This is a genomic window from Psychrobacter sp. AOP5-GZ1-6, from assembly GCF_052376345.1.
Lineage (GTDB): Bacteria > Pseudomonadota > Gammaproteobacteria > Pseudomonadales > Moraxellaceae > Psychrobacter.
Genome location: NZ_JBQSVP010000045.1, coordinates 1 through 23,906, shown reverse-complemented (window position 1 = coordinate 23,906; position 23,906 = coordinate 1). Strand labels below are relative to the sequence as shown.

Below are 23,906 nucleotides of genomic sequence, written 5' to 3'. Positions count from 1 at the left end.
AATTTTATTATTATTTGGTAGTCAATCATCCTTTGACCTATTTTATTTCTGTTGGTATGCGTCCTTTTTACACAAGCCTTTAATTTTAATTATTTATTGTTTTAGCATTTAGCTTTTATAATTATTTTTACTTTTATAATATTTGTCCGTTTTGTTTTTTAACTCAGCATTCCCTATCTGATAAATCTAGCATACAAAAAAAGCAGGTTCCACCATAGGCGAAACCTGCAATAAAATGTGATGATATGTGATTAGTGTAAACTGTTAGTAAGCCAAAAAGGCTTTATCCTGACTTATTTAACAAGAATAAAACTAACACTGAATCAGTTTTTTAGGCTGTAACCGACCATTTAGACTGACTGCACCTAAACCTAAGAACTGACCCTTTTCATTTATCAAGCGAATATCTACCGGTATTTCATGTATCAACGGCTTCGTATCGGTAGACTGATCGCTATCATCTGTCCTAGAAACAACTTCCTGACCAACAGCCACGTCATCGTTGTTTGATGCCAGGATATCAATATTATTGGTGATGTAATCCCTAATATGGTCTGTCAGCTGTTCAAACACATTTAAACGTTGACCCATATGTATACGAGTACATTGTTCAGTCGTTAGTATCATTTCAGCGTCAATATTGATGCAAGCATCCACTGACATCAGCTGCTCTTGTCTGCTATCTAGCGATAGTGCTTCTAATTCTGACAAAACAATCGCATTGTCAATGTCAAAATCACCAACTTGCGTACGTCGCAATGCAGTCAGATGTCCCAATGTACCTAGCGCTTTGGCAAGATCTTCACCGAGCACTCGTACATAAGTACCTTTGGTACAAGTCACTGTCAATTGGATTTGCTCATGATCAAGCGCTTTTAAGTCAAGCGCTTTGATCACAATATCTCTCGGTGCCCGCTCTACTTCGATGCCAGCTCGAGCGTATTCATAGAGTTTTTTGCCGTCTTTTTTTAGTGCTGAGTACATGGGTGGTATTTGCTGCTGAGCCCCTGAGAACTGCTTAGCAACTTGCTCTAGCAACGTAGCATTGAGGATTGGAATAGCTGCTTGCTCAACGATTTTGCCCTCTGCATCGCCAGTATCAGTCCGACCACCGAGTAAAATAGTCGCTTGGTAAGATTTATCTGCATCAAGCTGATAATGACTAAATTTCGTCGCCTCACCCATACAAATAGGTAATAGACCTGTGGCCATAGGATCAAGCGTGCCAGTATGCCCAGCTTTTTTGCTGTCATGCATCGGTGATTTGAACAGATATTTTACTTTTGACACCACTTGCTGTGAAGTCATACCTTTAGGCTTATCTACTAAGATAACACCAGATACTTTCACTTTTGCTTGTGTTTTATCGGCAGGTTTGGCTGATATGGGCATAGTAGGTACTTACTCATCATTCTCATTTTTTTCGGTCTTAGTGACGGCCTGATTAATCAAATCCATCATATAATTACCGCGAGCTGTCACTTCATCATAATGAAAACGCAAGCGCGGTGTCGTACGTGTTTTTAAACTATGGCTTAGTTCAGTACGTAAGAAACCCGCAGCTTTGTTAAGCACTTTAATACTTTCTTCATGATTAGTTTTGGTCATGGCATCATTGAGCTCAGGCTCCATAATGGTGACATAGACGTCGGCATATCCTAAATCCGGGCTAACTTTGACACTAGAGATAGTGACAAAACCAGTCAGGCGAGGATCATTAACTGCATCGCGGATAAGAACAGCAAGCTCACGCTGTATTTGATCGGCTAAGCGTTGTAAACGTTGGTTCATTTTATTACCTTAATTTGATATGGCTTATTTTTATTGATTAGCAGTCTTAATATTTGAATATTCAACAGACCTTAATACATATCTTTTAAAAAACTTAGAGATTAATACTTGTCAAAAAAGGCCTAGCAGGGTGTACCTGTTAGGCCTAAGTAAAGCTTGATAGTGAAGAGGTATTAAGATGCACAGCCCGTTAAGCACGTTGCATGGTTATATACCTCACTATCAGACAATAACGTTAGATAGTACCTGAACGTTAAATAGTACGTGCGAATTCTTGAATTTCAAAGACTTCGATCTTATCACCAGCTTCGACATCGTAACCACGTACCGCTAGGCCACATTCCATACCAGTACGTACTTCATTAACGTCTTCTTTGTAGCGACGCAATGATTGCAACTGACCTGTAAAGATAACTTGGTCATCACGCAATACGCGGATAGGTTTGTTGCGATAAATTGTACCTTCAACCACCATACAACCAGCAGCTGCACCAAACTTACTAGAGCGGAATACTTCACGAACCTCTGCAACACCAAGAATTTTCTCACGATGTTCAGGAGCTAACATACCACTCATGGCTGATTTCACATCATCGATTAGGCCATAGATAACACTATAGTAGCGAATATCCATGTTAGCCGTATCTGCTTTACGGCGTGCGGTCGCATCTGCACGAACGTTGAAGCCTAATAGTACTGCCTCACTAGACTCTGCAAGCGTGACATCAGACTCAGAGATAGGACCAACACCTGAACTAATCACTCTGACTTTAACTTCATCAGTTGATAGCTCGTTTAGAGCAGCAAGTAATGCTTCAAGCGAACCACGTACATCCGTTTTCAATACGATGTTCAAGAATGACACATCACCTTGTTCCATCTGATCGAACATACTCTCTAAACGCATAGCATTTTGACGTTCAAGTTGACGCTCACGCTCACGGTTGGCTCTAAAGTCAGCCACTTCACGTGCTTTTTTCTCATCAGTTACGACTAAGAACTCACTACCAGCGGCAGGTGTTTCAGGTAAACCTAAGATTTCTACAGGGATAGAAGGACCCGCTGATTTGATACGCTGACCATTCTCATCTGTCAGTGCACGGACCTTACCATAATGTTCACCGGCTAAGATCAAATCACCTTGCTTCAATGTACCTTTTTTCACTAAGACACTGACAACTGGACCACGACCTTTTTCTAGTCTAGATTCAATGACAACACCTTGTGCAGCACCGTCTAATGGTGCTTCTAATTCCATCAGCTCAGCTTGTAAGCTAATAAAATCCAATAGATCATCAATACCTTCGCCTGTTTTGGCTGAGATACGTGCCATTGGTGTATCACCACCCCATTCTTCTGATACCACTTCTTTTGTGGTCAACTCATTAAGAACACGGTCAGGATCAGCACTTGGCTTATCCATTTTGTTGATAGCGACGATAATTGGCGTACCAGCAGCGCGAGCATGATCAATCGCTTCTGCTGTTTGTGGCATCATACCATCATCAGCTGCCACTACTAGTACAACGATATCCGTTGCCTGAGCACCACGTGAACGCATCGCGCTAAATGCTGCGTGACCTGGAGTATCTAGGAATGTAATGACACCACGTTCCGTTTTAACATGGTAAGCACCAATATGCTGAGTAATACCACCCGCTTCACCAGTTGCTACTTTTGTTTCACGAATTTTATCCAGTAATGATGTTTTACCATGATCGACGTGACCCATAATAGTCACGACTGGTGGACGTGTTTGCACATTGCTGCTGCGCTCATCGACCGCATCTTGCAAGTCATCTTCAACTTTTGTATCACTGACAGGTACTGGGTTGTGACCCATTTCTTCAACCAGCAAACTTGCTGTCGCTTGATCAATGGTGTCTGACTCGCGTGCTATCTCACCCATTTTCATCAGTAATTTAGTCACTTCTCGGGCTTTGACTGCCATACGCTGAGCAAGATCTGCTACAGTGATATGCTCACTAATCTCAACGTCATAAACGATTTTCTCAACCGGTTTTTCAAATTTATGCTGCCCTGATTGACTTGAACGCAATCCGTTTTTACGGTTTTTAAATTCACGCTCATCTTGATTCTTGCGACGACGGCCACGTGCACCAGTGCTGTTTGCACCACGCTTGATTTCACGACGCTCTTTTTCGAATGACTCTTCTAGTGCATCACCGACCAAACCTTCTGCCAACGGTTCATCTTTGCGAACTTCAGTAACAGGCTCACGATCTGTATATTTACCAGCCATTTTACGCATTTGCTCAAGTGTACGCTTCTGTGCTTCTTCAGCCTGCACACGACGTGTTTCAGTCTCGATTTCGCGTAGACGAGCTTCTTCTTTTTCACGAGCCTCACGAGCTTTACGCTCAGTTGCCGTTTCAACTTTTGGTTTGGTTGCAGCGACTTTTTTCTTCGGTTGGTCTTTAGGCTTGACTTCAACAGCTGCCTTGCCACCTTTTTTCACAACGACTGACGTTGAGATATCGTCATTTCTATCGTCTGATTTTTTGCCAGAACCCAAACTTGCACGCATCGCAGCTAAGGTCGCCGCTTGACGTTCTTCTGCCTTTTTCTTAGTAGCAGCACGCTCTTCAGCGTCTTTAGCAGCACGTTCCTGCGACTCAATCATCGCTTGCTCACGCGCAGCCAATTCTTCAGCCATTTTTTCAGGATCAGGCTTTTCAAAGACCTTCTTTTTACGTACTTCAACATTAACGCTCTTAGATTTACCTGAAGAGCCAGTCACACGAGCAGTGCTAGTCGTTTTAGACTTAAGACTAATACGACGCTTTTCTTGCTGACCATGACTTTGCTTTAAATACGTCACCAACTTCTCTTGCTCAACTTCTGAGACTAGGTCATCCTCTGCACGAGCAGGTAGTCCAGCATCTACCAGTTGCTGTTTTACAGCACTTGTAGTTTTGCCTACCATATCTGCCAGTTCTTTGACGGTCTTATCTGCCATTTATTATCACCTACTGTCTATTATTTGCTATATGTTCAATTCAGTTGTTGGCTACAAATGATTGGGTTAAGGCTGGTATTTGTATTACATTCATACCAGCACTTTATATCGATAGCATATCACCAAAAGACAGCGATATGCAGTTACCGCTTATTCATTGAACCAAGATTCCCGAGCTTTCATGATGAGTTTTCCTGCGGTTTCAGAGTCTAAACCTTCGATATCTTCTAGATCGAAGACTGCTTGTTCTGCCAAATCATCAACGGTAATAATATCTTTCTGTGCCATTTTATAAGCCCAGCTGACTGTCATACCTTCAAGATCTTGTAGCTCTTGACTTGGCTCTTTCATGTTCTGTTGTTTGACTAGCTCATCAGCAATGACTACTTCTTTAGCACGCTCTTGAATCATCTCAATCGCTTCATCGTCTAGACCTTCGATGTCATAAAAAGTTTCAACTGGTACGTAAGCCACTTCTTCGATACTGGTGAAACCAATATCGACAAGCGCTTGAGCTAAGTCTTTATCCACTTCTAAACGTTCATAGAATAGTTCAATAAACGCTTTAGATTCGTTTTGTTGACGCTGCTGATACTCTTCTTCTAGCATCATATTAAGCTTGTAGCCTGTTAGTTCAGAGGCTAAACGTACGTTCTGGCCTTGTGAGCCAATAGCACGTGCTAATTGGTCATTGGTACTAAAGATGATATCAGCAGTCTGAGTATCTTCATCTAAAATAATACTACTAACGTCAGCTGGCTCTAGAGAACTGATGATAAATTGGGCTGGATCGTCTGACCAAACCACGACATCGATACGCTCACCATCAAGCTCTTGTTGTACTGCCTGGATACGAGTACCACGCATGCCGATACAAGCACCGACTGGATCAATACGATGATCATTGGTCTTAACTGCTATTTTAGCACGAGTACCTGGTAAGCGCGCGACATTGCGAATCTCAATAATTTGTTCAGCGATCTCAGGTACTTCTTTTTGCATCAATGCCGATAGCATTTCAGGATGAGTACGAGAGAGTAGTAACTGGGCGCCGCGGTTTTCACGGTTTACATGATATAGGATGGCATTAATACGTGACTTTGCACGTAGCTGCTCACGCGGAAGCATTTGATCACGTGACAAGTAACCTTCGGCATTGTCACCCAAATCGATAATATAACCATCACGTGTTTGTTTTTTGACTTCGCCATACATCATTTCACCAATGCGTGGCTCAAAAGCATCAGCAACAAGCGCTCGCTCAGCTTCACGAATCTTTTGGATAATGACCTGTTTGGCTTGCGTGGCAGCAATACGACCGAACTCAATCGATTCGATCTGCTCTTCTTTTACATCACCAATTGACCACTCTTCTTGGTCCAGATCAGTAATCGCTAGCTGGCAAGCAGGCATCTCATGGTCTTCATCTGCAACCACGGTCCAGTAACGATAAGTATCGTAATCGCCAGTTGCACGATCAATAGCTACCCGTACGGCCACTTCTGGCTGTTCGGTGTATACTTTTTTCTTGGTAGATACCACTAGAGCGTCTTCTATGGCTTCAAAGATATCTTCAGGATTTAAGCCCTTTTCATTACTGACAGTTTCTACTACCGTTAAGATTTCACGACTCATGCTATACCTGTCCTATCATTTTTTAATTGACTTAAATTTTATAATTTGAGTATTAATATTATATGTCCACCGTAAGATTTACGCTGTATGGATATTTAAATCTCGATTTGTTATAAGCTGCCGGTGACATCAAACTAAACATATTTATAAAGTAAACGTTCTAATCTGTTAAGCATCTTCATAAATTAAATTAGCTTTATCTATGTTACTCAATGCAATCTCAAACTGCTCACTATCAGCGGCCGTCAACTGTAAAGAAGTTTCATTAATACTGTCTAGAGTACCTGTCACTTTACGACGTTTTTGGTCACCATTACCAATAGCTTGTATCAAACGTAAGCTAACTGTCTGACCGACATACCCATGCATCTGCTCATCTGAGAAGAAAGCACGATCAAACCCTGGTGAAGACACTTCTAAAATATACTCACCAGCAATTGGATCATGTACTTCAAGAATGCCACTTACTTGATGATTTACTGCAGCACAGTCTTCAATGGTTACCTGCTTATCTTGAGCTTGCTCTTCTGGCAACGCTTCAATATAAATGCGTAGCAAAGAACGGCGTCCCTGTGGCGCGAATTCTATACCCCATAGCGCCACATCACAAGCGGCGACTGCAGGGGCAATAATATTAGTCAGTTCTGCAACTTTGGTCGAAAGCTTCATAATCTATTTATATCTTCCTATTCACGTATCTATCGTACTTAATAAACCGTATTGAATTTGTCTGTTATCTCTTATTTGGTGTAAACCGTCATGTAGTGGATGACACCATCATAATATTGTTTAATATCACAAGTGTACTATTATGTATCTCATTTATTTATATAAGTTTAAAAATATCAAGCTCAGCCGGATAATGCTTTTATTATTCATAAAGCAGTACTATCAATAAAAGAATAAGGAATAAGAGATAGTATGCTTAGGAAACATCACTCTATGAATGCTGAGTAACGACAAGCTACAATAAATGGCAGCGTACTCTATAGAACTAGAGCTTAACATAAGTAGGATAGCGCGCGCGATAACACTGATAGTCAGATACAAAAAAACCCACAAGCATAATGGTGGGCTAATAGTTACTGACAAATCTAGTGTACAAAACATCAGTATAAAAAGTGGTAGCGGGGGCTGGATTTGAACCAACGACCTTCGGGTTATGAGCCCGACGAGCTACCAGACTGCTCCACCCCGCATCAATCTAGAACGCACATTCTATAGAGGTTTCATATAAGTGTCAATGTTTATTTTAAAATAAATTCAAATAAAGCAATCGATAACTATAAAACAAAACCTTACGCTGTGCTGCGTATTAAAAATTGGTGCGATTGGGGGGACTTGAACCCCCACAGCTTGCGCCACCACCCCCTCAAGATGGCGTGTCTACCAATTCCACCACAATCGCATTTTTACTACTGTGTTTTCAATATCTCATCTACTGTAATAGATGCTTAAGGTAGGCACCGATAGATAAAGACTCGTAAAAACAGAAAAGCATTGTAAATCTAACGTATCAAAATAGCAAGAGCTACACGCTCAAAAGATATTTAATGAGAATCTTGAGTCAATGGGCGCGGTGTCTGTGGTGCTGAAACTGGCGCATCTAAACGAAACTGATCTTCGGCTTGCTTACGTGCATGCACAGCTAACGTCATACTAGTGATAAAAAATATCACTGTTAAAACAGCGGTCGCACGCGTTAAAAAGTTGGCAGTTCCTGCCGCACCAAACACCGTACCTGATGAGCCAGCACCAAAAGAAGCTCCAGCATCTGCCCCTTTGCCATGCTGTATCAAAATCAAGCCGATCATAGCAATCGCCACGATAATATGCAGGGCTAATATAAACGTAAACATGGTGGCCTCTTTTGCCGCGTAATGACGACGGATAACGGAAAAATAAATCTTAAGTTTAATAAAAATAACAATCAGCGTGTCATGACGCTAAATCGATTATATAAATAAGGCGCATTGTACACGATTGCAAGGGTACTGTTAAACCTACTTTTTTAACTCAGTATTAGCTTAGCTAAAAGCTTTGGCAATCGCTAGGAAACTCTCTGCTTTTAATGAGGCGCCACCAACTAATGCACCATCAATCATTGAGTCTAAAGCAAAACTATCCGCATTATCAGCATTGACACTACCGCCATATAAAACCGTCATTTCTTCCAAGTTGTCAGCAAAGCCTGCAACCGTTTGTTTTATATGCTGATGGGTTTTACTAACCTCATCCACAGTAGGTACTTTACCAGTACCAATCGCCCAAACGGGCTCATAGGCAATGATTAGACGCTCTGCTAATGAAACGGCAATATCTGGTTGTTGATTCAGTAAATCTTTAATGACTGATAGCTGAGTATCAATGACGTCAAGCGTTTGTTTCGCATCATACTGTGTCTGAGTTTCACCAATACAGAATACTACACCCAAGTTTTGTGTAAATGCGTGAGTCATTTTTTGCAATAAGCATTCTTGAGATTCTTGATGATACTGACGGCGCTCAGAGTGACCAAGTATCGTCCATGTTGCACCAGCATCAACCACTTGTTGTGCGGAGCAATCACCAGTATATGCACCGATAGTTGCACTATGAGCACTAATATCTTGTGCGCTACACAGCACAGACGTATCTTTCAAACGAGCACTAACTGCTGCCAAATGAATATCGCTTGGTGCCACCATTAAGTTGCAGCAATTGCTTGAAAATTTTGTATCAGCATATATCGTCGTCAACAAATCCTCTAATAATGTATCGACATCGCGACTTGTTGCTGGATTCTGTTTCCAATTACCTATTACCCAAGCTTGCATACTCATCTACCTTGTCTCATGTATTCCTGCCAATTCGGCTAATGTGCGTGGCAGTATAACAAATAATTCTCAAGTGCTATAGTATCCTAACGCCACCAAAAAATAGACTTTTAAAATACAAACGCAACTGACATTATTATAAGCTGTAACTGTTTACCTGTTGGCTACTTAATGGTCTATATAACTTTTTGCAACTAGTGTGTTAAACATTCATAGATAGTCATTATCAGTATTACTGGTCAAATGTTCAACATGTCCTAAACTAAAGCTCTATAATAAGGTCTTCACCTAAAACATTGTCAGTAATCTAGTACACTAAATCAACGGTAACATAGGCTATTAGAAGCAACTATTTATTAAACCTCCTGTAAAGGCATTTTTTATTTATAGTTAAAGGAAATCTAAGGCTCGTCCCCAAAAGGGTGCAAGGCCGCCGACTATAATTCCTATAAGTAGTACGTTTAGTGATAGGGATGAATATCGCTGTAGCAGTGCTCTGACTATACTTTCATTAGTAACAGCACAAAGACTATCGATGATTGATAAAATATGTCTATTAAAGACTATAAATAGTATATAGTTTTCAAAAAAATAAAGCATACTTAGTATTAAGGAGAGGTCGTAATGTCTATCACATCTAACAAATATGGCGGTTTAGCCCATCAGCTCATCAGTGATGGTATCGTTAGCGAAGCGAACATGAAAGTCGCGCAGACTGAGTCACAGCAGCAGCAAATAGGCTTAGTACCTTACCTAGTAGATAATAAATTGGCTGATGCCTATCATCTTGCTAAGATGCTGTCACAAGCTTTTGGTGATCCTCTCTTTGATCTTGATGTTTTAAATACTGATGTCGTTCCAAAAGACTTGGTGGATGAAAAAATTGTTCGTAAATTTAATGCCTTGCCATTATTTAAACGAGGGCAACGTTTATTTGTTGCACTCAGCGACCCCACTCGTGTCGATGCAATTGATGCCATTGCCTTTAATTCTCGTCTATCTATTGAAACCATCGTCGTCGAAGAAGATAAGCTAAAAAAACGTATTGAAAGCCTTTATGCCGATGCGATGCAAGATTTTGACAGTTTCTCAGATGGCGACTTGAACGTTGGGTTTGAAGAGGGTGAAGAAGATGAGGACAGTGATGGTGAAACCAAACTAACCGATAACGTTGACGAAGCACCCGTTGTAAAGTTTGTTAATAAAATGTTGGTTGATGCTATTCGCATGGGGGCTTCTGACTTACATTTTGAACCGTATGAAAAAACGTATCGAGTAAGGTTTCGTGTCGATGGTGTGATGCAAAAAATGGCCAGTCCTCCAGTACAGCTAGCGGGGAAAATTGCTGCGCGCTTAAAAGTCATGTCACAAATGGACATTTCAGAACGCCGTATACCGCAGGATGGACGTATTAAGCTTAAGCTTTCTAAAAATAAAGCGATTGATTTTCGGGTAAACTCATTACCAACCTTATTTGGTGAAAAAATCGTCCTACGTATTTTGGATCCTTCATCAGCCATGCTTGGCATTGAAGCATTGGGTTATGAACCGGATCAGAAAGAAATGTTCTTGGAAGCATTGCATAAACCTCAAGGAATGTTACTGATTACTGGACCGACTGGTTCTGGTAAAACAGTATCACTCTATACAGGTATTAATATCTTAAATACTGGAGAAACCAATATTTCAACCGCTGAAGACCCGGTCGAAATTAACCTAGAAGGCATCAATCAGGTCAATGTTAACTCCAAGGTAGGCCTCACCTTTGCCAATGCCCTTAAGTCTTTTTTACGTCAAGATCCCGATATTGTGATGGTTGGTGAGATTCGAGATCTTGAAACTGCTGAAATTGCGATTAAGGCAGCACAAACAGGCCATATGGTACTGTCAACCTTACACACCAATTCAGCCCCTGAAACGCTGACACGTTTACGTAATATGGGTGTGGCTTCTTTTAACATCGCAACCTCAGTCAATTTAGTCATTGCCCAACGTTTGGCACGTCGTTTGTGTAAAAACTGTAAAAAACCTATTAATATTCCTCGACAAAGCCTACTTGAACTTGGTTTTACTGAAGTCGACTTAGATGATCCAGACAACGTTATTTATGAGCCCGTAGGTTGTAATGAATGCCGTGAAGGTTACAAAGGTCGTGTGGGTGTCTATGAAGTAATGAAAGTGAGTCCAGATATTTCACGAATTATTATGGAAGATGGTAATGCGATAGATATCAAGGATGCAGCCATCAAGAATGGCTTCCGAGACTTACGCCGCTCTGGTATTTTAAAGGTGTTACAAGGCGTCACTAGTATTCAAGAAATGATGCGTGTGACCTCTGAGTAACCATTCTTAAAAGAGTACCAACACCGTTATTTTTCATAGCTATTCACTAAATATTTATATTTTTATAAACCAGCAATATTTCGTACTAGATATACTTAAATATAAAACAGATATATACTGGCTTTTTACGTTAAAATAAAGTATGCCGCTTTGCAATAATGAGTCAGGCATCGTTATACATCTTTGCAAGATCTATATTAGACAATATTTGAGGGTAGTAACATGGCAAAAGCGAAGACCGACATGCTGTTAGACTTTGTCTACGACGGGGTAAACCGACGCGGACAAAAAGTAAAAGGAGAAACCACCAGTCGCAGTTTAGAGCTAGCAAAAGCGACTTTGCGTAAACAAGGTATTTCTGTCAAAGGCATTAAGAAAAAGCCCAAGCCCCTCTACACCTTCAAAAAATCTATTAAACCCATCGATATTGCTATTTTTGCTCGGCAGCTAGCAACGATGATGAAAGCAGGTGTGCCGCTGACACAATCTTTTGAGATTGTCGCCGATTCACTTGACAATCCTAGTATGAAAGACTTGGTCTTGCAAATAAAATCAGATATCGAAGCAGGTGGCACCTTTGCTTCTGCCTTACGCAACCATCCACGCTACTTTGATGATCTTTTTTGCTCCCTTGTTGATTCTGGTGAGCAATCAGGTTCTCTTGAAACCATGCTTGAAAGGGTGGCAACTTACAAAGAAAAAAGTGAGCTGTTAAAGGCTAAGATTAAAAAAGCCATGAAGTATCCGATTGCGGTAATTGTAGTCGCTATTATTGTTACCATTATTCTTTTGGTTAAAGTTGTACCTGTGTTTTCCGGATTATTTGAATCTTTTGGCGCAGAACTACCAGCCTTTACCCAAATGGTGGTAGGTATGTCAGAATGGATGCAGGAATGGTGGTTTATACTTATCATTCTTATTGGCGGTGCCATCATTGGTTTCTCAGAAGCTAAGAAAAAATCTAAAAAATTCCGTGATTTTTTAGATCGCGCCACATTGAAAGCACCAATATTTGGCAATATTGCTTATCAAGCGATTATCGCTCGTTTTGCTCGTACGTTATCGACTACTTTTGCCGCTGGTGTACCCCTTATTGATGCGCTTGACTCTACTGCTGGCGCTACCAACAATGTTGTGTTTTATAACGCCACTCAACAAATTAAAAATGACGTCTCCACTGGTCAGCAATTGCAATTCTCCATACGCTCAACCAACCTTTTCCCAAGTCTAGCCATTCAAATGGTCGGTATCGGTGAAGAGTCTGGTAGCTTAGAAGATATGCTGGACAAAGTGGCTGTTTATTATGAAAACGAAGTGGATAATGCTGTAGATGGACTGACCAGTTTAATGGAGCCCTTAATCATGTCAGTATTAGGAGTATTAATTGGTGGTTTAGTCATTGCCATGTACTTACCAATTTTCCAAATGGGCGCTGTGGTAGGTTAAAAGCGAATTCAAGGACTGCTATTTCATGCAATTTATACAGTTACTGCAAGACAATACGACTATGGCTTTAGTCGTATTTGGGCTATTAGGTCTTTGTGTTGGCAGCTTTTTAAACGTGGTGATTCACCGTACACCACTCATGATGATCTATAGTTGGCGACAAGAATGTAGCCAGTTTATGTCTGAACAAGTAGACATGCCGCAAGAACATACTCAGCCCTTAACCACTATCGTCGCTGCTGACCAGCCTATCACTTTGAGTCGACCTGCCTCACGTTGTCCTCATTGTGCTCATAAAATAAAGTGGTATGAAAACATACCCCTAATAAGTTGGTTAGTATTACGTGGACGTTGCTCAGACTGTAAAGCAGCTATTGGCCTACGTTATCCTATCGTTGAACTGGTCACTGCGCTACTATCAATACTCGTCATTTATCAATTTGGAGTTAATGCCGCTGGGTTGTCAGCGTTGATTTTAGTATGGACGCTTATTGCGTTAACAGGCATTGATTTTGATACTCAGCTACTACCCGACCGCCTAACGTTTCCACTAGCAGGTTTGGGGTTAGCAGTGAACTCACAAAGCTGGTTTGTCTCGCCAACACAGTCAATTTGGGGACTGCTGCTTGGGTTTTTATCATTATGGATAGTGGTGAAGGTGTTTTATCTTATTACGAAGAAACACGGTATGGGGCAGGGAGATTTTAAGTTGTTAGCTGTACTGGGTGCTTGGCTTGGACCCATGATGCTGCCATTGATTATTCTATTGTCATCATTGCTAGGGTCAGTGGTTGGGATTATCCTAATGAGACAGCAGGGTGAGAGTAAGCCTTTCGCCTTTGGCCCTTACATTGCGATTGCGGGTATCATTGCTTTGTTGTATGGCTCAGAAATCGTCAACTGGTACCTAGGCATGTATCCTTAACCATGTACTCTTAACTAAGTTATTGCTACAAACCGTCAGTTTTCTATTTATAACCATCTTTATTATATTAACCAAATAAGTCATTATTATGTCCACACACACGATTGCCTCTTCATCTTATTCACACCTACCACAAAGCCAAAAAACCAACAGAAAGGCCTTAGTAGTTGGTTTGACGGGTGGTATCGGAAGTGGCAAGTCTGCTGCTAGCGCTTGGTTTTCTGAACAAGGTATTGATATTATTGATGCCGATGTAATTGCCCATGACATTGTTGCCAAAGGCAGCTCAACCCTACAAAAAATCCAAAAGAAGTTCGGGGACTGGGTGTTGAATGGTGATGGAACGATGGATCGAGCTGCCGTAAGAACGCACGTATTCACCTATCCTGAAGCATTGATTGAGTTAGAGTCAATCACTCATCCAGCGATACGTGAAACAGCCAAAGCCCAGTTGGCAGCTAGCACCTCACCTTATGTGGTTTTATCAGCACCCCTACTCATCGAAGCTGCCGAGGCAGGGCTCGCTAATCTATGCCAACGCATTTTAGTGATGGATGCTACCGAAGACACACAGCTGTTACGTGCCAGTCAGCGTGATGAGCAAAGTGTACAAAAAATTAAAGCCATTATGGTTAACCAACTGAGCCGCGAAGAGCGTAATCGTCATGCTGATGATGTGGTGTTAAACGAAAGTGACCTTGCGGCTCTATATTCACAGCTAGAGCCCTTACATCAAGAGTATCTTATACTGGCCCAGCAGCTAAAGTTCGCTGCCGATTGACTTCGTATAACGCCATACCAGTAGCAACACTCACATTTAGGCTTTGCAAGTTGCCATGCTCGTTGCCAGACATTGGAATATAAACCAGCTCATCACAGCTCTCCATTGTCAGGCGGCGCATCCCTTCTCCTTCTGAACCCATAATGACTGCCGTCTTACCAGTTAGGTCTGCAGCATGTATCGGTTTCGCATCTGCATTTAAAGCCGTGCCAAACACGAACACACCTGCGCTTTTGATTTGTGACAGCGTGCGTGCCAGATTGGTGACATTAATGATAGGCATCATCTCCGCAGCACCTACTGATACTTTGGCCACGGTCGGTGTCAAGCTAGCAGCATGATGCTTTGGACATACCACTGCATCCACACCCATCGCTACGGCAGTACGCAAGCAAGCACCAAAATTATGTGCGTCTGTAATTTGATCTAAGACTAATAACAAGCACTGCTCACGTCCAACAATAGTATCAAGCAAACCTTCGCTAGCGAAGCCTAGTGGACGAGCATTTAGTACCACGCCTTGGTGTTGTGGACTACCACACAATTGCGTCAGCTTGTCTTTTTGCGTCGGTTGGATGCTGATACCATTATCTTTTGCCGCTGCCATTATCGCTTGTACATGACTGTCAGTCTCTCGCCCTTGCTGTACAAATAAGCTAAGTCCATCGAGCGGGCGATATTCGAGCAAAGCATCAATCGCATGAATACCATAGAAATAAATAGGTTTTGCCATAATAGGCCTACTGATTATTAAGTGGTTGTTTATAAGATAGTTAACGCCTGATGCGATAAAACAAAAAAAATCAATTAGAGATATAATTGTAGCAAGGCATTGGGGTTAAAAGGGTTAAAGCATTAAAAAAAGAAATAAACAATACCCATCAGATATCGTTTATTTCTTTTGGGTGATTAGCAAATAGCGTGTTAAGAGCACTAAGCTCAACCAACTGTCTTACCAACCAAATTAGCCTTCTAAGTGACAAACATATTGCACAATTTCTTCTGTTCGTAAATTAAAACCACTATTACCCTCAACGACAAATGATTGACCTGCACGGTAGTAGCTGAACTCTTCTTCACCATTGGTTTTGACTTCGCATTCGCCGCTAGTGATTTCGATACGTTCGGAGGTATTAGTGCTAAAGTGATAGTGCTCGACCAAATTATCACAAGGTAAAATCACACCCAATGTCTTATGTCGACCATCTTCGAACATAATAGTATGGCTAGAACAACGACCATCATACGATACCGTTGCTTGGGCATTAACTGTTACGTTAGTAAATTGCGCCGCTGTCATAGTGGCTTCCTTATCAAATAATTATTGCAAAACTAAAAAATAAGTAACTGAGTTAAGTATAACTAAAATGTATATCCTTGGAAGTATGCACTCTAGTTTCTACCTTTTTGAAGTTCGAACCTATACTCTAACTATAGGAACAGACTTTACAAAGACGAATTGGCCTAATGACCGACCTGCCTGACGCTAGCACTATACTTGCTTCATTTGAAGGTATTGTGACTCATTGTCAGGTAACATAAAGCATAAAACTTAATAGTAAGAGTTTATCATTATGTGAGATTATGCTACCACATTATATCTATAAAGTTTGTTAAAGCGATTAGGAAAATTTTGGCTGATAGCTAGTTTTAAACTTCTTGACTGCTAATTTTTTGATGATAATGGCTGGTTTCTATTTGGCTAACTTATTCAATTTATGGTTAATATTAGCCATGCTATGATGAAGATTAACCACTAGTTTTTATAAATTTTATGATGATATCTCTTTCTAAATTTATTGTATTCACTACCATTAAGATTTGTATTTAGCTGCATTTAACACCATAATATTTGCCGACCACCTTGGTAATATTAACCAAATAGTTTTTTCTTATTCATCCGATTTTAGATATAACTGTCCAGCTTTATAGGTCAGTTTTATTGTCTATCATGAGAGGCGTTGATGCTAGTATCATTAACTTTACATCAGTTTGCGTTGATTGCTCAGCACGAGCTAAGTATGGCTGAGGGCTTCAATGTCATCACTGGTGAGACAGGTGCGGGCAAGTCGCTATTATTGGATGCATTATCGTTATGCGTAGGCGAGCGGGCCGACAGCGCAATGGTCAGACATGGTGCTGCACATGCAGATATTTATGCGCAATTTGATGTAGTAAACAATACCGTCATTGCTGATTGGTTCGCTAAAAATGATAGAGCGCTAGAAGAGCCAGAAGTATTGATTCGCCGTCAGCTTAGTAATAACGGTCGCTCAAAAGCATGGTTAAATGGGTCGCCAGTCAGCCTGGCTGAGCTAAAGACATTGGGTGCGTTACTCGTCAATATCCATAGTCAACATGCTCAGCAAGCCTTACTCAAACCACAATTCGTCGTGCAATGGCTCGATGAAATGGCGCAAGTCACTCCATTAGCAGCACAAACTACCAGTAGCTATCAGCATTATCAAACGCTCAAGCGCCGTGCTGATGACATAGCCAGTCGTGAAGCCCAGCGCCAAGATCGCATTGAGCTGTTACAAAGCCAACTCGCCGATATCGCACCGTTATTAGAAGTTGATTACGCGGAAATTGAAGCAGAGCACGAAGAACTGTCTAATATAGAATCGTTGATGCAAGAGGCCAGTCATGGCTTACATCTACTCGATAATGATACCGATGAGCCGGATGTCATGACCTTATTAGGACAAGCAATCAAACTCTGCGACAATCAAGTGGGCGTGAGCCAGACCTTTGAACAAGCGTCTGAACAGCTGCATTTAGCACAACAGCAAATCACTGAAGTGACAGGATTACTATCAGACTACGCTGAGCAGCAGCTACCTGATCCTGAACGCTTACAGACATTAGACAGTCTTATCAGCTTGGGTCATCGCCTATCCCGTAAGCATAGCCTCCCAGCTAGCGATTTAATCGATGAAGCAAAAGACTGGCAAGCGCAATTGGAGCAGTTAGAAAATGAACCTAGCAGCGATGTCATGGCTATCCAAATTGAGCAAGCTTGGCAAGAATATTTAACGCTAGCCACTAAGCTAAATAAAGAACGCTCAAAAGCAGCGCCCGTCATCACTAAACAGCTAATAAAACAACTACAACCGCTTGCGCTACCCAATGCTCGCTGCGAGTTTGTCTTTACCGAAAAATCAGATCCTAGCCAATATAATGCCCAAGGCTGCTTTGATATTGACTTGTTATTTAGCGCCAATGTCGGTATGCCGATGCAGCCGCTACACAAAATTGCGTCAGGTGGCGAGCTGTCGCGGATGGCACTGGTCATGCAAGTACTACAAGCCACCAATGCGGACAATAACGCGGCCAAGCCAATGCTGGTATTTGATGAAGTCGATGTCGGTATCAGTGGTGGCACCGCGCAAGTGGTTGGCGAGCTGTTACGCGAGCTGGGCCGTACGCAACAGTTATTGGCCATCACCCATCAAGCACAAGTAGCCGCGCAAGCACATCAACATATATTGGTACAAAAGCATCATAATGAACAAACCCAAAGTGAGCTGCTGATTTTGACAGACAACGCCCAAGTCGATGAGCTGGCACGTATGTCGGGCGGTGTGACCATCACTGATGTTACCCGTGACCATGCCCGCAGCTTATTAACAGATGTGAAGTAACAGGTGGTGGCTCGTCACTAATATTATTAGTATCACTCACTAACGTCTCATAATGGCTAAATATTTGCTTTAGTTGATTTTTTGCTCGCTATCGCCATATAGTGGTCTTTCACCTTTATCGTTAGGTTTCATTTGTTTCTATGTCTAAAGCCAATTTGACTCACCATTTCTTAATCGCAGCGCCAGAGTTGTCAGACCCAAGGTTTGAGCAGGCGCTAATCTATATTTGTCGTCATGATAAGCATGGTGCACTCGGTCTGATGGTCAATCGTCCGTTGGAACAATCACGAGTGGGTAAGCTGTTGGAAGACCTCAGTATTGAAGTCACTAACCCTCAAGTGATGGAAGATGTGGCGTTAGAAGGTGGACCTATGTACCCGGAAGTTGGCTTTGTTTTGCATACAGGTCAGCCAGAATGGGCGTCTTCTTTTGCGATATCAGAAAACGTCTGCATTACTACCAGTCAAGATATTCTGAAACGTATCGCCGCAGGTCAAGGCGTCGGTCACTATCAGCTGTGCTTGGGTCATGCCAGTTGGGGTAAGAAGCAGTTAGAGCAAGAATTGAATAATGGCGATTGGTTGGTTTGCCCTGCTGACTTAAATTTATTATTCAATACGCCATTTGAAGAGCGCTGGCAAATAGCCGCTGATAAAATCGGGATCAATTTTGACTACCTAAGCAGTGATATCGGTCACGCTTAACCTCATATATTCTATAAACGTAGAAATAAAAAACCCAAATAGGATACATCCGTTACTATGGCAGATAGCACCCTTATAACAGATAGCATCAATTCAATAGAGACTGAGACGGGCATTGCTGAAGCGACCGTTAAGCCGCACCTTGTTTTAGCCTTAGACTATGGCGTCAAAAAAATGGGCATGGCACTTGGCAATACCATTACCGAGACAGCGCGTGCCTTTGATATTTTAGCGATGAATAATGGTCAACCAGATTGGGACAATCTACTGGGTATTGTCAAAGTGTGGGGGGTCTCAAAAGTGGTCGTCGGTCTACCACTTAATATGGATGGTAGCAGCTCAATGTTGTCTAAGCGCGCGCACAAATTCGCCCGTCGTCTAGCGCACAGAGTCATGGAACAGCACCTGCCAGTAGTCGTCACACTCTGTGATGAGCGCTTAACCTCAGTTGCCGCGCGTGAAATAGCGTGGGAAAATGGCTGGATTCAACATGAGCGCGACCCGATTGATGATATCTCTGCCTGTATCCTAATGTCGACGTATTTTGCTGATCCAACTAGCAGTATCGCCATTGATGCAATCAAAGCCGATTAGCTTAACAATTATCAGTTTAGCTAAGCAATCAGTTTGGCTAAGCAATCAGTTTGGCTAAGCAATCAGTTTGGCTAAGCAATCAGCTTGCTACTCGAATACTGCCCATTTCTGCTATATAGTTAATCCAATTTGAAAGCGTTACAAGGAAACCGAGCGTAGATGTATATATAATACTTCAAGTGAGGTTAACGCTGTAACTCTTTTATAGTGGATTGACTATATCATCTAAACGGATAAATGACTGATTATTATGACTATTGTTTCAGACCAATCCACGCAAAATAAATCGCAACATGGTTTTGCTCCGCTTGCCATCGCTCGCATCAAAGGCGCACAACGAGCAAACCAAATAGCGATTTATCTCATTTATGCTGCTATCTTTGCGTTTATGGTCTTTGGCACCATTGCTAGTATTAAAGCCTTTCATGACAATCAATTGCTTTATCAGTTATTTTATAACCTGCCCTATGCTTTGGTTGCGCTCACGATTCCTATTACCCTGTATGATGCTCTAGTCGTTTATCGCTATCGCTTAAACCAGCCGTCGATGATTGCTATGAGTATCGGTGTATCGACCATCATATTGATTGGTGGGTTATTATTCGCTGACACTGCATGGTTGGGGTTGTCCTGTTGGTTGGGTGTGGCTTTTTTATTCAAAGTGAGTTTCAAGCGGTTTTTTAACTTTTTAGAAGTGGCTGACTTGCCTGATACTGATGAAGCGCTAGAGACAGACGAAGTGCTAGAGACAGATAGTGTAGAAAACTCAGAAAGTACGTCCTGACTCCTGACAGGCGCGTAAACAAATTATCCATTATTAAATTTTTAGATTAATTAAGTATAATTATGACAACTTCAACAACAGATACCTCTATTAACCATCATCTAGACACGCAAGGGCTTATTTGCCCTGAGCCTGTGATGATGCTACATCGAGTCATACGCAAAGCAGACAGTGGCGAGGTGATCGAAATACTAGCCACCGACCCTGCTACGACACGCGATATCCCTAATTTCTGTCGTCATCTAGGTCATGAACTGTTGACTCAAGAAACGCTCGCGGAAAATGTGAATTTAAATGTCGATCCTGATGAAATAACCATTGATAGCGATAATACCGCACCTATGAGTGTGACGCTTTATCGCTATCTGGTTAAGAAAAAAAGTGCTTAAATGTACTCGATTGACCACAGTAAAGCATTGATCACAGCAGAACATTGACAGCGCAATAAACAATATAAAGATATCTTTGCACTCTAAGCAAAGTATCTTTCACAAAAGGTAGGCTATTACGTGTTACAAACAGAAAAGCAGTATGTACAGTGGCAAGAAAACGAGACTCTACATAATGCTGTTTGGTTGTCTGAAAGCAATCATATGCCACCTGCGCGCATTGTGTTGGTCGATGATACAACGACCGCAGATGATGCTTACCGCTTAGCTTGCGAGGGTACATCACTGCTATGGCGCGGTGACTTTCATAATGCACGCCAGTTATTACAGGCGCTCGGTCGCCGTATAGATCGTACGAACGAACGCTCTGAGCTACGTAAAATGAAAAAAGCTGCAAATAAACCTAATGCGGCAAGTGTTCAAGGCATTCCCAACTTATTTCATCAGCAGCGCCAACTGCAAGCCCAGCGCTCACGTATATTGAGCCGCCTGCTACTAGAGCTCGATGCCAATTATGTCAGCCAACTACGCCGCGCACCTGATGTCAGCGCCGCCTGTACAGCCGCTTTTGGCCCATTAGATACAGCGATGGACACATCTTGTGTACTGTCGTTTCGTGACTTGCAAGGCGCACTTGGCGCAGCAGGATGGCGCGAAAAAGGCGTCCCGATAGACAGCTTAGGGTTATCCATTTTTCCGCATTATGGTGTCTTTGCACCAACTCGTCATGAGTATGTACAGCTATTACTCGATGCGGCGCTACCAGACACCTGTGATGTCGCCTATGATATCGGTACTGGAACGGGCTTACTGGCGATCATCTTAGCGCAGCGCGGTGTTCCACAAGTAATCGCAACAGATTTAAATCCACGTGCTTTGGCCTGTGCCAACGAGAACTTTACACGCTTAGAACTAACTGCCGTACAGTTACAGCAAGCGGATCTGTATCCGACTGACGCACCACTCGCCAATCTGATTGTCTGTAATCCGCCTTGGTTACCTGCTAAGCCAAGCTCATCTCTTGAGTATGCTGTCTATGATGCCAAGAGCGCGATGCTACGCGGCGTGTTACAAGGTGCTAAACAGCACTTAGCTGAGCATGGACAGCTATGGTTGATCATGTCGGACTTAGCTGAGCACCTGCAACTGCGCACTCGTGATGAATTATTGAGCTTGTTTGCCGATGCTGGATTGTCAGTAAAATATCGTCTGGACACCCAACCTAAGCATGGTCGTAGTCAAGATGATAGCGACCCTCTGCATGTCGCGCGCAGTGCTGAAGTCACCTCGTTATGGTGTTTAACGCTTATCTAACAGTCAACCGTCGAGTATTGAATTATGAGCCGTGATCGTGCCGTGCAACAGCGCCAACCTAAGGCGCTGGCAGTAGATGACGAACCCAGTTATATGACAGAGTTTCGTCAAGCCATGCTGGCGCGAGGGCTTGCCACACGTACTCGTAATGCATATGTCCGCGACCTGCGTGCCTGCGAGCTGACCAATCCTGTTGCCTTGACTCGCTGGCAGCCTGATGACGTGCTGCACTGCTTATCAAGCCTTACTCAAGAAGGCAAAACCCCACGTACCCAAGCACGCATGCTCTCAAGCTTGCGTCAGTTTTATCTATGGATGATTGCCAGTAATCTGCGTGAAGACAACCCTTGCGAACGTGTCAAAAGCCCAAAGCTCGGACGACCACTACCGAAAGATTTGGCTGAGGCGGATGTCGATAATCTACTTGCCTCGCCTGATACTAGCACTGCGCTAGGACTCCGTGATAAAGCCATGCTAGAGGTGCTATATGCCTGCGGTCTGCGTGTGAGTGAATTGATTAATCTCTCATTAGAACAAGTGAATCTAAACTCAGGTTGGCTACAAATCACGGGTAAAGGCAATAAAACGCGACTGGTGCCCCTCGGCGAATATGCAGCGGATGCATTGGAAGATTATCTGTCTCATGCTCGTGGAGACTTGATTGCTCATTTGAAATCAGGAAATTGCCAAGCGGTGTTTTTAACGGCGCAAGGTGGCTATATGACGCGGCAAAACTTTTGGTATTTGCTTAAAAAATACGCCAAAGTCGCCAGTATCGATAAAGAATTGTCACCGCATACGCTACGCCACGCTTTTGCCACGCATTTGCTAAATCATGGCGCTGATCTTCGTAGCGTACAGTTATTACTTGGGCACAGTGATTTATCAACCACGCAAATCTATACCCACGTGGCGACAGCGAGATTGCAGAAATTGCATGCGGAGCATCATCCGCGAGGTTAGCATTGAAGTTTAATATTTATTAATGATCGTCAAAAGGATTACAAAGTGTCGCAAGCTCAGACACCTCCCTTGCATACTCTAACTGAAAAGCAAAATTTTGCTCTCAAGAAATTAACCATTATGTGTTATTTAGAAGGCACGTCTTTTCTACTGTTGCTGGGTATCGCCATGCCATTAAAATATATGCTGGGTATGCCTGAAGCAGTGAGTTATGTCGGCCCATTGTATGGGATACTATTCGTTGCTTATATCATAGTGCTGATCATCACAGCGAGCAAAATAAAAATGCCCCTACGGGCACTGCCTGCAGGTGTAGTTGGATCTTTCTTGCCATTTGGCCCGTTTATATTTGATCACTTGTTTAAGAAGCATTTGAGAGGGTAACCCATCTTTTTTGATTGTGTTAATTTTAGACTTGGTGAGTTACGCATCCGCTAGCTCACCCTGCGCGCTTATAGGTAGGGTAAAACATGCTGACTGTAAGAGAAATAAGAGATATTTTAAATTATAATTTTGTGTGGCCGATAACTAATGGCAAAATCTATCAATTAAATAATGATAAAGATAGTATCTGCTATGATAATTTATGTGGCGAGCTAAAATTTAACGAGAACAAGCAGTTAGAGTTCTATGTTGAGAAGGAAATTAGCTATTCTGAGCAGAAAGTTTTATATGAACAACAAGAGCAAATAGCATCTAGTCTACAAAGTGGTAAGATGTATAAGCAGTTTCAATTTTCTAAATTGGAATTCACTGATAAAAAAGATCGAGTTTGGATTTCTAGCAGGATTCTAACT

At 42.2% G+C, this 23,906-nt stretch carries 22 protein-coding genes and 2 tRNA genes; 13 read left to right on the top strand and 11 right to left on the bottom strand.

Translation table 11 applies throughout. The features are described 5' to 3' along the window. Positions 1-312: 312 nt before the first annotated feature. The 9 genes from truB to tpiA all read right to left on the bottom strand — a co-directional run bounded on the left by truB (position 313) and on the right by tpiA (position 9,222). Positions 313-1,392: a tRNA pseudouridine(55) synthase TruB gene (gene truB, locus ACT3RN_RS07915; protein WP_444518555.1), complete on the bottom strand. Its 1,080-nt coding sequence runs from the start codon at positions 1,390-1,392 to the stop codon at positions 313-315. Between the two features lie 9 nt (positions 1,393-1,401). Beyond that, positions 1,402-1,791 carry a ribosome-binding factor A gene (locus ACT3RN_RS07910; protein ID WP_192518345.1) on the bottom strand — a complete coding sequence of 130 codons (390 nt, stop codon included), beginning with the start codon at positions 1,789-1,791 and terminating at the stop codon, positions 1,402-1,404. Positions 1,792-2,044: 253 nt separating this feature from the next. Next, positions 2,045-4,771, bottom strand: coding sequence for a translation initiation factor IF-2 (infB, locus tag ACT3RN_RS07905; protein ID WP_444518554.1), 2,727 nt, complete (start codon positions 4,769-4,771; stop codon positions 2,045-2,047). Positions 4,772-4,921: 150 nt separating this feature from the next. Further along, on the bottom strand, positions 4,922-6,406 hold the full coding sequence (gene nusA, locus ACT3RN_RS07900; RefSeq protein ID WP_192518347.1) for a transcription termination factor NusA: 1,485 nt from the start codon (positions 6,404-6,406) through the stop codon (positions 4,922-4,924). Positions 6,407-6,574: 168 nt separating this feature from the next. Further along, on the bottom strand, positions 6,575-7,075 hold the full coding sequence (gene rimP, locus ACT3RN_RS07895) for a ribosome maturation factor RimP (protein WP_192518348.1): 501 nt from the start codon (positions 7,073-7,075) through the stop codon (positions 6,575-6,577). 453 nt (positions 7,076-7,528) lie between these two features. Beyond that, positions 7,529-7,605: transfer RNA gene (locus tag ACT3RN_RS07890), tRNA-Met, on the bottom strand. Between the two features lie 124 nt (positions 7,606-7,729). Further along, a tRNA-Leu gene (locus ACT3RN_RS07885) sits at positions 7,730-7,814 on the bottom strand. A 142-nt stretch (positions 7,815-7,956) separates the two neighbouring features. Then, the gene (secG, locus tag ACT3RN_RS07880) at positions 7,957-8,265 is read right to left on the bottom strand and encodes a preprotein translocase subunit SecG (RefSeq protein WP_192518349.1); all 309 of its coding nucleotides are present in this window, start codon (positions 8,263-8,265) and stop codon (positions 7,957-7,959) included. A 168-nt stretch (positions 8,266-8,433) separates the two neighbouring features. Continuing rightward, positions 8,434-9,222 (bottom strand): triose-phosphate isomerase, encoded by a 789-nt coding sequence (gene tpiA / locus ACT3RN_RS07875; RefSeq protein ID WP_444518553.1) that lies wholly within the window; start codon positions 9,220-9,222, stop codon positions 8,434-8,436. Positions 9,223-9,846: 624 nt separating this feature from the next. Here tpiA and pilB point away from each other — a divergent pair. From pilB to coaE, 4 genes are all read left to right on the top strand, one after another. After that, on the top strand, positions 9,847-11,565 hold the full coding sequence (pilB, locus tag ACT3RN_RS07870) for a type IV-A pilus assembly ATPase PilB (protein ID WP_444518552.1): 1,719 nt from the start codon (positions 9,847-9,849) through the stop codon (positions 11,563-11,565). A gap of 222 nt (positions 11,566-11,787) precedes the next feature. Further along, positions 11,788-13,011, top strand: coding sequence for a type II secretion system F family protein (locus ACT3RN_RS07865; RefSeq protein WP_444518551.1), 1,224 nt, complete (start codon positions 11,788-11,790; stop codon positions 13,009-13,011). Positions 13,012-13,036: 25 nt separating this feature from the next. Further along, positions 13,037-13,936: a prepilin peptidase gene (locus ACT3RN_RS07860; protein WP_192518353.1), complete on the top strand. Its 900-nt coding sequence runs from the start codon at positions 13,037-13,039 to the stop codon at positions 13,934-13,936. 88 nt (positions 13,937-14,024) lie between these two features. Next, positions 14,025-14,717, top strand: coding sequence for a dephospho-CoA kinase (gene coaE, locus ACT3RN_RS07855; RefSeq protein ID WP_192518354.1), 693 nt, complete (start codon positions 14,025-14,027; stop codon positions 14,715-14,717). Here coaE and rlmB read toward each other — a convergent pair. Continuing rightward, positions 14,680-15,450, bottom strand: coding sequence for a 23S rRNA (guanosine(2251)-2'-O)-methyltransferase RlmB (gene rlmB / locus ACT3RN_RS07850; protein ID WP_192518355.1), 771 nt, complete (start codon positions 15,448-15,450; stop codon positions 14,680-14,682). The two genes, coaE and rlmB, sit on opposite strands and share 38 nt — an antisense overlap. Positions 15,451-15,681: 231 nt before the next feature. Beyond that, the gene (gene ppnP / locus ACT3RN_RS07845; RefSeq protein ID WP_192518356.1) at positions 15,682-16,017 is read right to left on the bottom strand and encodes a pyrimidine/purine nucleoside phosphorylase; all 336 of its coding nucleotides are present in this window, start codon (positions 16,015-16,017) and stop codon (positions 15,682-15,684) included. Between the two features lie 664 nt (positions 16,018-16,681). On the opposite strand from ppnP, the gene recN reads away from it, so the two are divergent. The 9 genes from recN to ACT3RN_RS07800 all read left to right on the top strand — a co-directional run. Further along, complete coding sequence (gene recN, locus ACT3RN_RS07840; protein WP_192518357.1) at positions 16,682-18,361, top strand: DNA repair protein RecN; 1,680 nt, start codon at positions 16,682-16,684, stop codon at positions 18,359-18,361. Positions 18,362-18,501: 140 nt separating this feature from the next. After that, complete coding sequence (locus tag ACT3RN_RS07835) at positions 18,502-19,065, top strand: YqgE/AlgH family protein (RefSeq protein WP_192518358.1); 564 nt, start codon at positions 18,502-18,504, stop codon at positions 19,063-19,065. A gap of 57 nt (positions 19,066-19,122) precedes the next feature. Next, on the top strand, positions 19,123-19,659 hold the full coding sequence (gene ruvX, locus ACT3RN_RS07830; RefSeq protein WP_192518359.1) for a Holliday junction resolvase RuvX: 537 nt from the start codon (positions 19,123-19,125) through the stop codon (positions 19,657-19,659). Positions 19,660-19,909: 250 nt separating this feature from the next. Next, positions 19,910-20,443 (top strand): hypothetical protein, encoded by a 534-nt coding sequence (locus tag ACT3RN_RS07825; RefSeq protein ID WP_192518360.1) that lies wholly within the window; start codon positions 19,910-19,912, stop codon positions 20,441-20,443. A 62-nt stretch (positions 20,444-20,505) separates the two neighbouring features. Next, positions 20,506-20,832: a sulfurtransferase TusA gene (gene tusA / locus ACT3RN_RS07820; protein ID WP_192518361.1), complete on the top strand. Its 327-nt coding sequence runs from the start codon at positions 20,506-20,508 to the stop codon at positions 20,830-20,832. Positions 20,833-20,952: 120 nt separating this feature from the next. Then, the gene (locus ACT3RN_RS07815) at positions 20,953-22,146 is read left to right on the top strand and encodes a methyltransferase (protein WP_192518362.1); all 1,194 of its coding nucleotides are present in this window, start codon (positions 20,953-20,955) and stop codon (positions 22,144-22,146) included. A gap of 24 nt (positions 22,147-22,170) precedes the next feature. Then, the gene (gene xerD, locus ACT3RN_RS07810; RefSeq protein ID WP_192518363.1) at positions 22,171-23,109 is read left to right on the top strand and encodes a site-specific tyrosine recombinase XerD; all 939 of its coding nucleotides are present in this window, start codon (positions 22,171-22,173) and stop codon (positions 23,107-23,109) included. 45 nt (positions 23,110-23,154) lie between these two features. Next, positions 23,155-23,493 carry a DUF3817 domain-containing protein gene (locus ACT3RN_RS07805; RefSeq protein WP_318779506.1) on the top strand — a complete coding sequence of 113 codons (339 nt, stop codon included), beginning with the start codon at positions 23,155-23,157 and terminating at the stop codon, positions 23,491-23,493. A gap of 86 nt (positions 23,494-23,579) precedes the next feature. Further along, the coding region (locus ACT3RN_RS07800; RefSeq protein ID WP_444518550.1) for a hypothetical protein at positions 23,580-23,906 on the top strand (327 nt) is incomplete at its 3' end.

Excerpts from the sequence above, each read along its gene's own strand:
- truB (WP_444518555.1), bottom strand. The coding sequence starts at position 1,392 with ATGCCCATATCAGCCAAACCTGCCGATAAAACACAAGCAAAAGTGAAA.
- ACT3RN_RS07910 (WP_192518345.1), bottom strand. The coding sequence starts at position 1,791 with ATGAACCAACGTTTACAACGCTTAGCCGATCAAATACAGCGTGAGCTT.
- infB (WP_444518554.1), bottom strand. The coding sequence starts at position 4,771 with ATGGCAGATAAGACCGTCAAAGAACTGGCAGATATGGTAGGCAAAACT.
- nusA (WP_192518347.1), bottom strand. The coding sequence starts at position 6,406 with ATGAGTCGTGAAATCTTAACGGTAGTAGAAACTGTCAGTAATGAAAAG.
- rimP (WP_192518348.1), bottom strand. The coding sequence starts at position 7,075 with ATGAAGCTTTCGACCAAAGTTGCAGAACTGACTAATATTATTGCCCCT.
- secG (WP_192518349.1), bottom strand. The coding sequence starts at position 8,265 with ATGTTTACGTTTATATTAGCCCTGCATATTATCGTGGCGATTGCTATG.
- tpiA (WP_444518553.1), bottom strand. The coding sequence starts at position 9,222 with ATGCAAGCTTGGGTAATAGGTAATTGGAAACAGAATCCAGCAACAAGT.
- pilB (WP_444518552.1), top strand. The coding sequence starts at position 9,847 with ATGTCTATCACATCTAACAAATATGGCGGTTTAGCCCATCAGCTCATC.
- ACT3RN_RS07865 (WP_444518551.1), top strand. The coding sequence starts at position 11,788 with ATGGCAAAAGCGAAGACCGACATGCTGTTAGACTTTGTCTACGACGGG.
- ACT3RN_RS07860 (WP_192518353.1), top strand. The coding sequence starts at position 13,037 with ATGCAATTTATACAGTTACTGCAAGACAATACGACTATGGCTTTAGTC.
- coaE (WP_192518354.1), top strand. The coding sequence starts at position 14,025 with ATGTCCACACACACGATTGCCTCTTCATCTTATTCACACCTACCACAA.
- rlmB (WP_192518355.1), bottom strand. The coding sequence starts at position 15,450 with ATGGCAAAACCTATTTATTTCTATGGTATTCATGCGATTGATGCTTTG.
- ppnP (WP_192518356.1), bottom strand. The coding sequence starts at position 16,017 with ATGACAGCGGCGCAATTTACTAACGTAACAGTTAATGCCCAAGCAACG.
- recN (WP_192518357.1), top strand. The coding sequence starts at position 16,682 with ATGCTAGTATCATTAACTTTACATCAGTTTGCGTTGATTGCTCAGCAC.
- ACT3RN_RS07835 (WP_192518358.1), top strand. The coding sequence starts at position 18,502 with ATGTCTAAAGCCAATTTGACTCACCATTTCTTAATCGCAGCGCCAGAG.
- ruvX (WP_192518359.1), top strand. The coding sequence starts at position 19,123 with ATGGCAGATAGCACCCTTATAACAGATAGCATCAATTCAATAGAGACT.
- ACT3RN_RS07825 (WP_192518360.1), top strand. The coding sequence starts at position 19,910 with ATGACTATTGTTTCAGACCAATCCACGCAAAATAAATCGCAACATGGT.
- tusA (WP_192518361.1), top strand. The coding sequence starts at position 20,506 with ATGACAACTTCAACAACAGATACCTCTATTAACCATCATCTAGACACG.
- xerD (WP_192518363.1), top strand. The coding sequence starts at position 22,171 with ATGAGCCGTGATCGTGCCGTGCAACAGCGCCAACCTAAGGCGCTGGCA.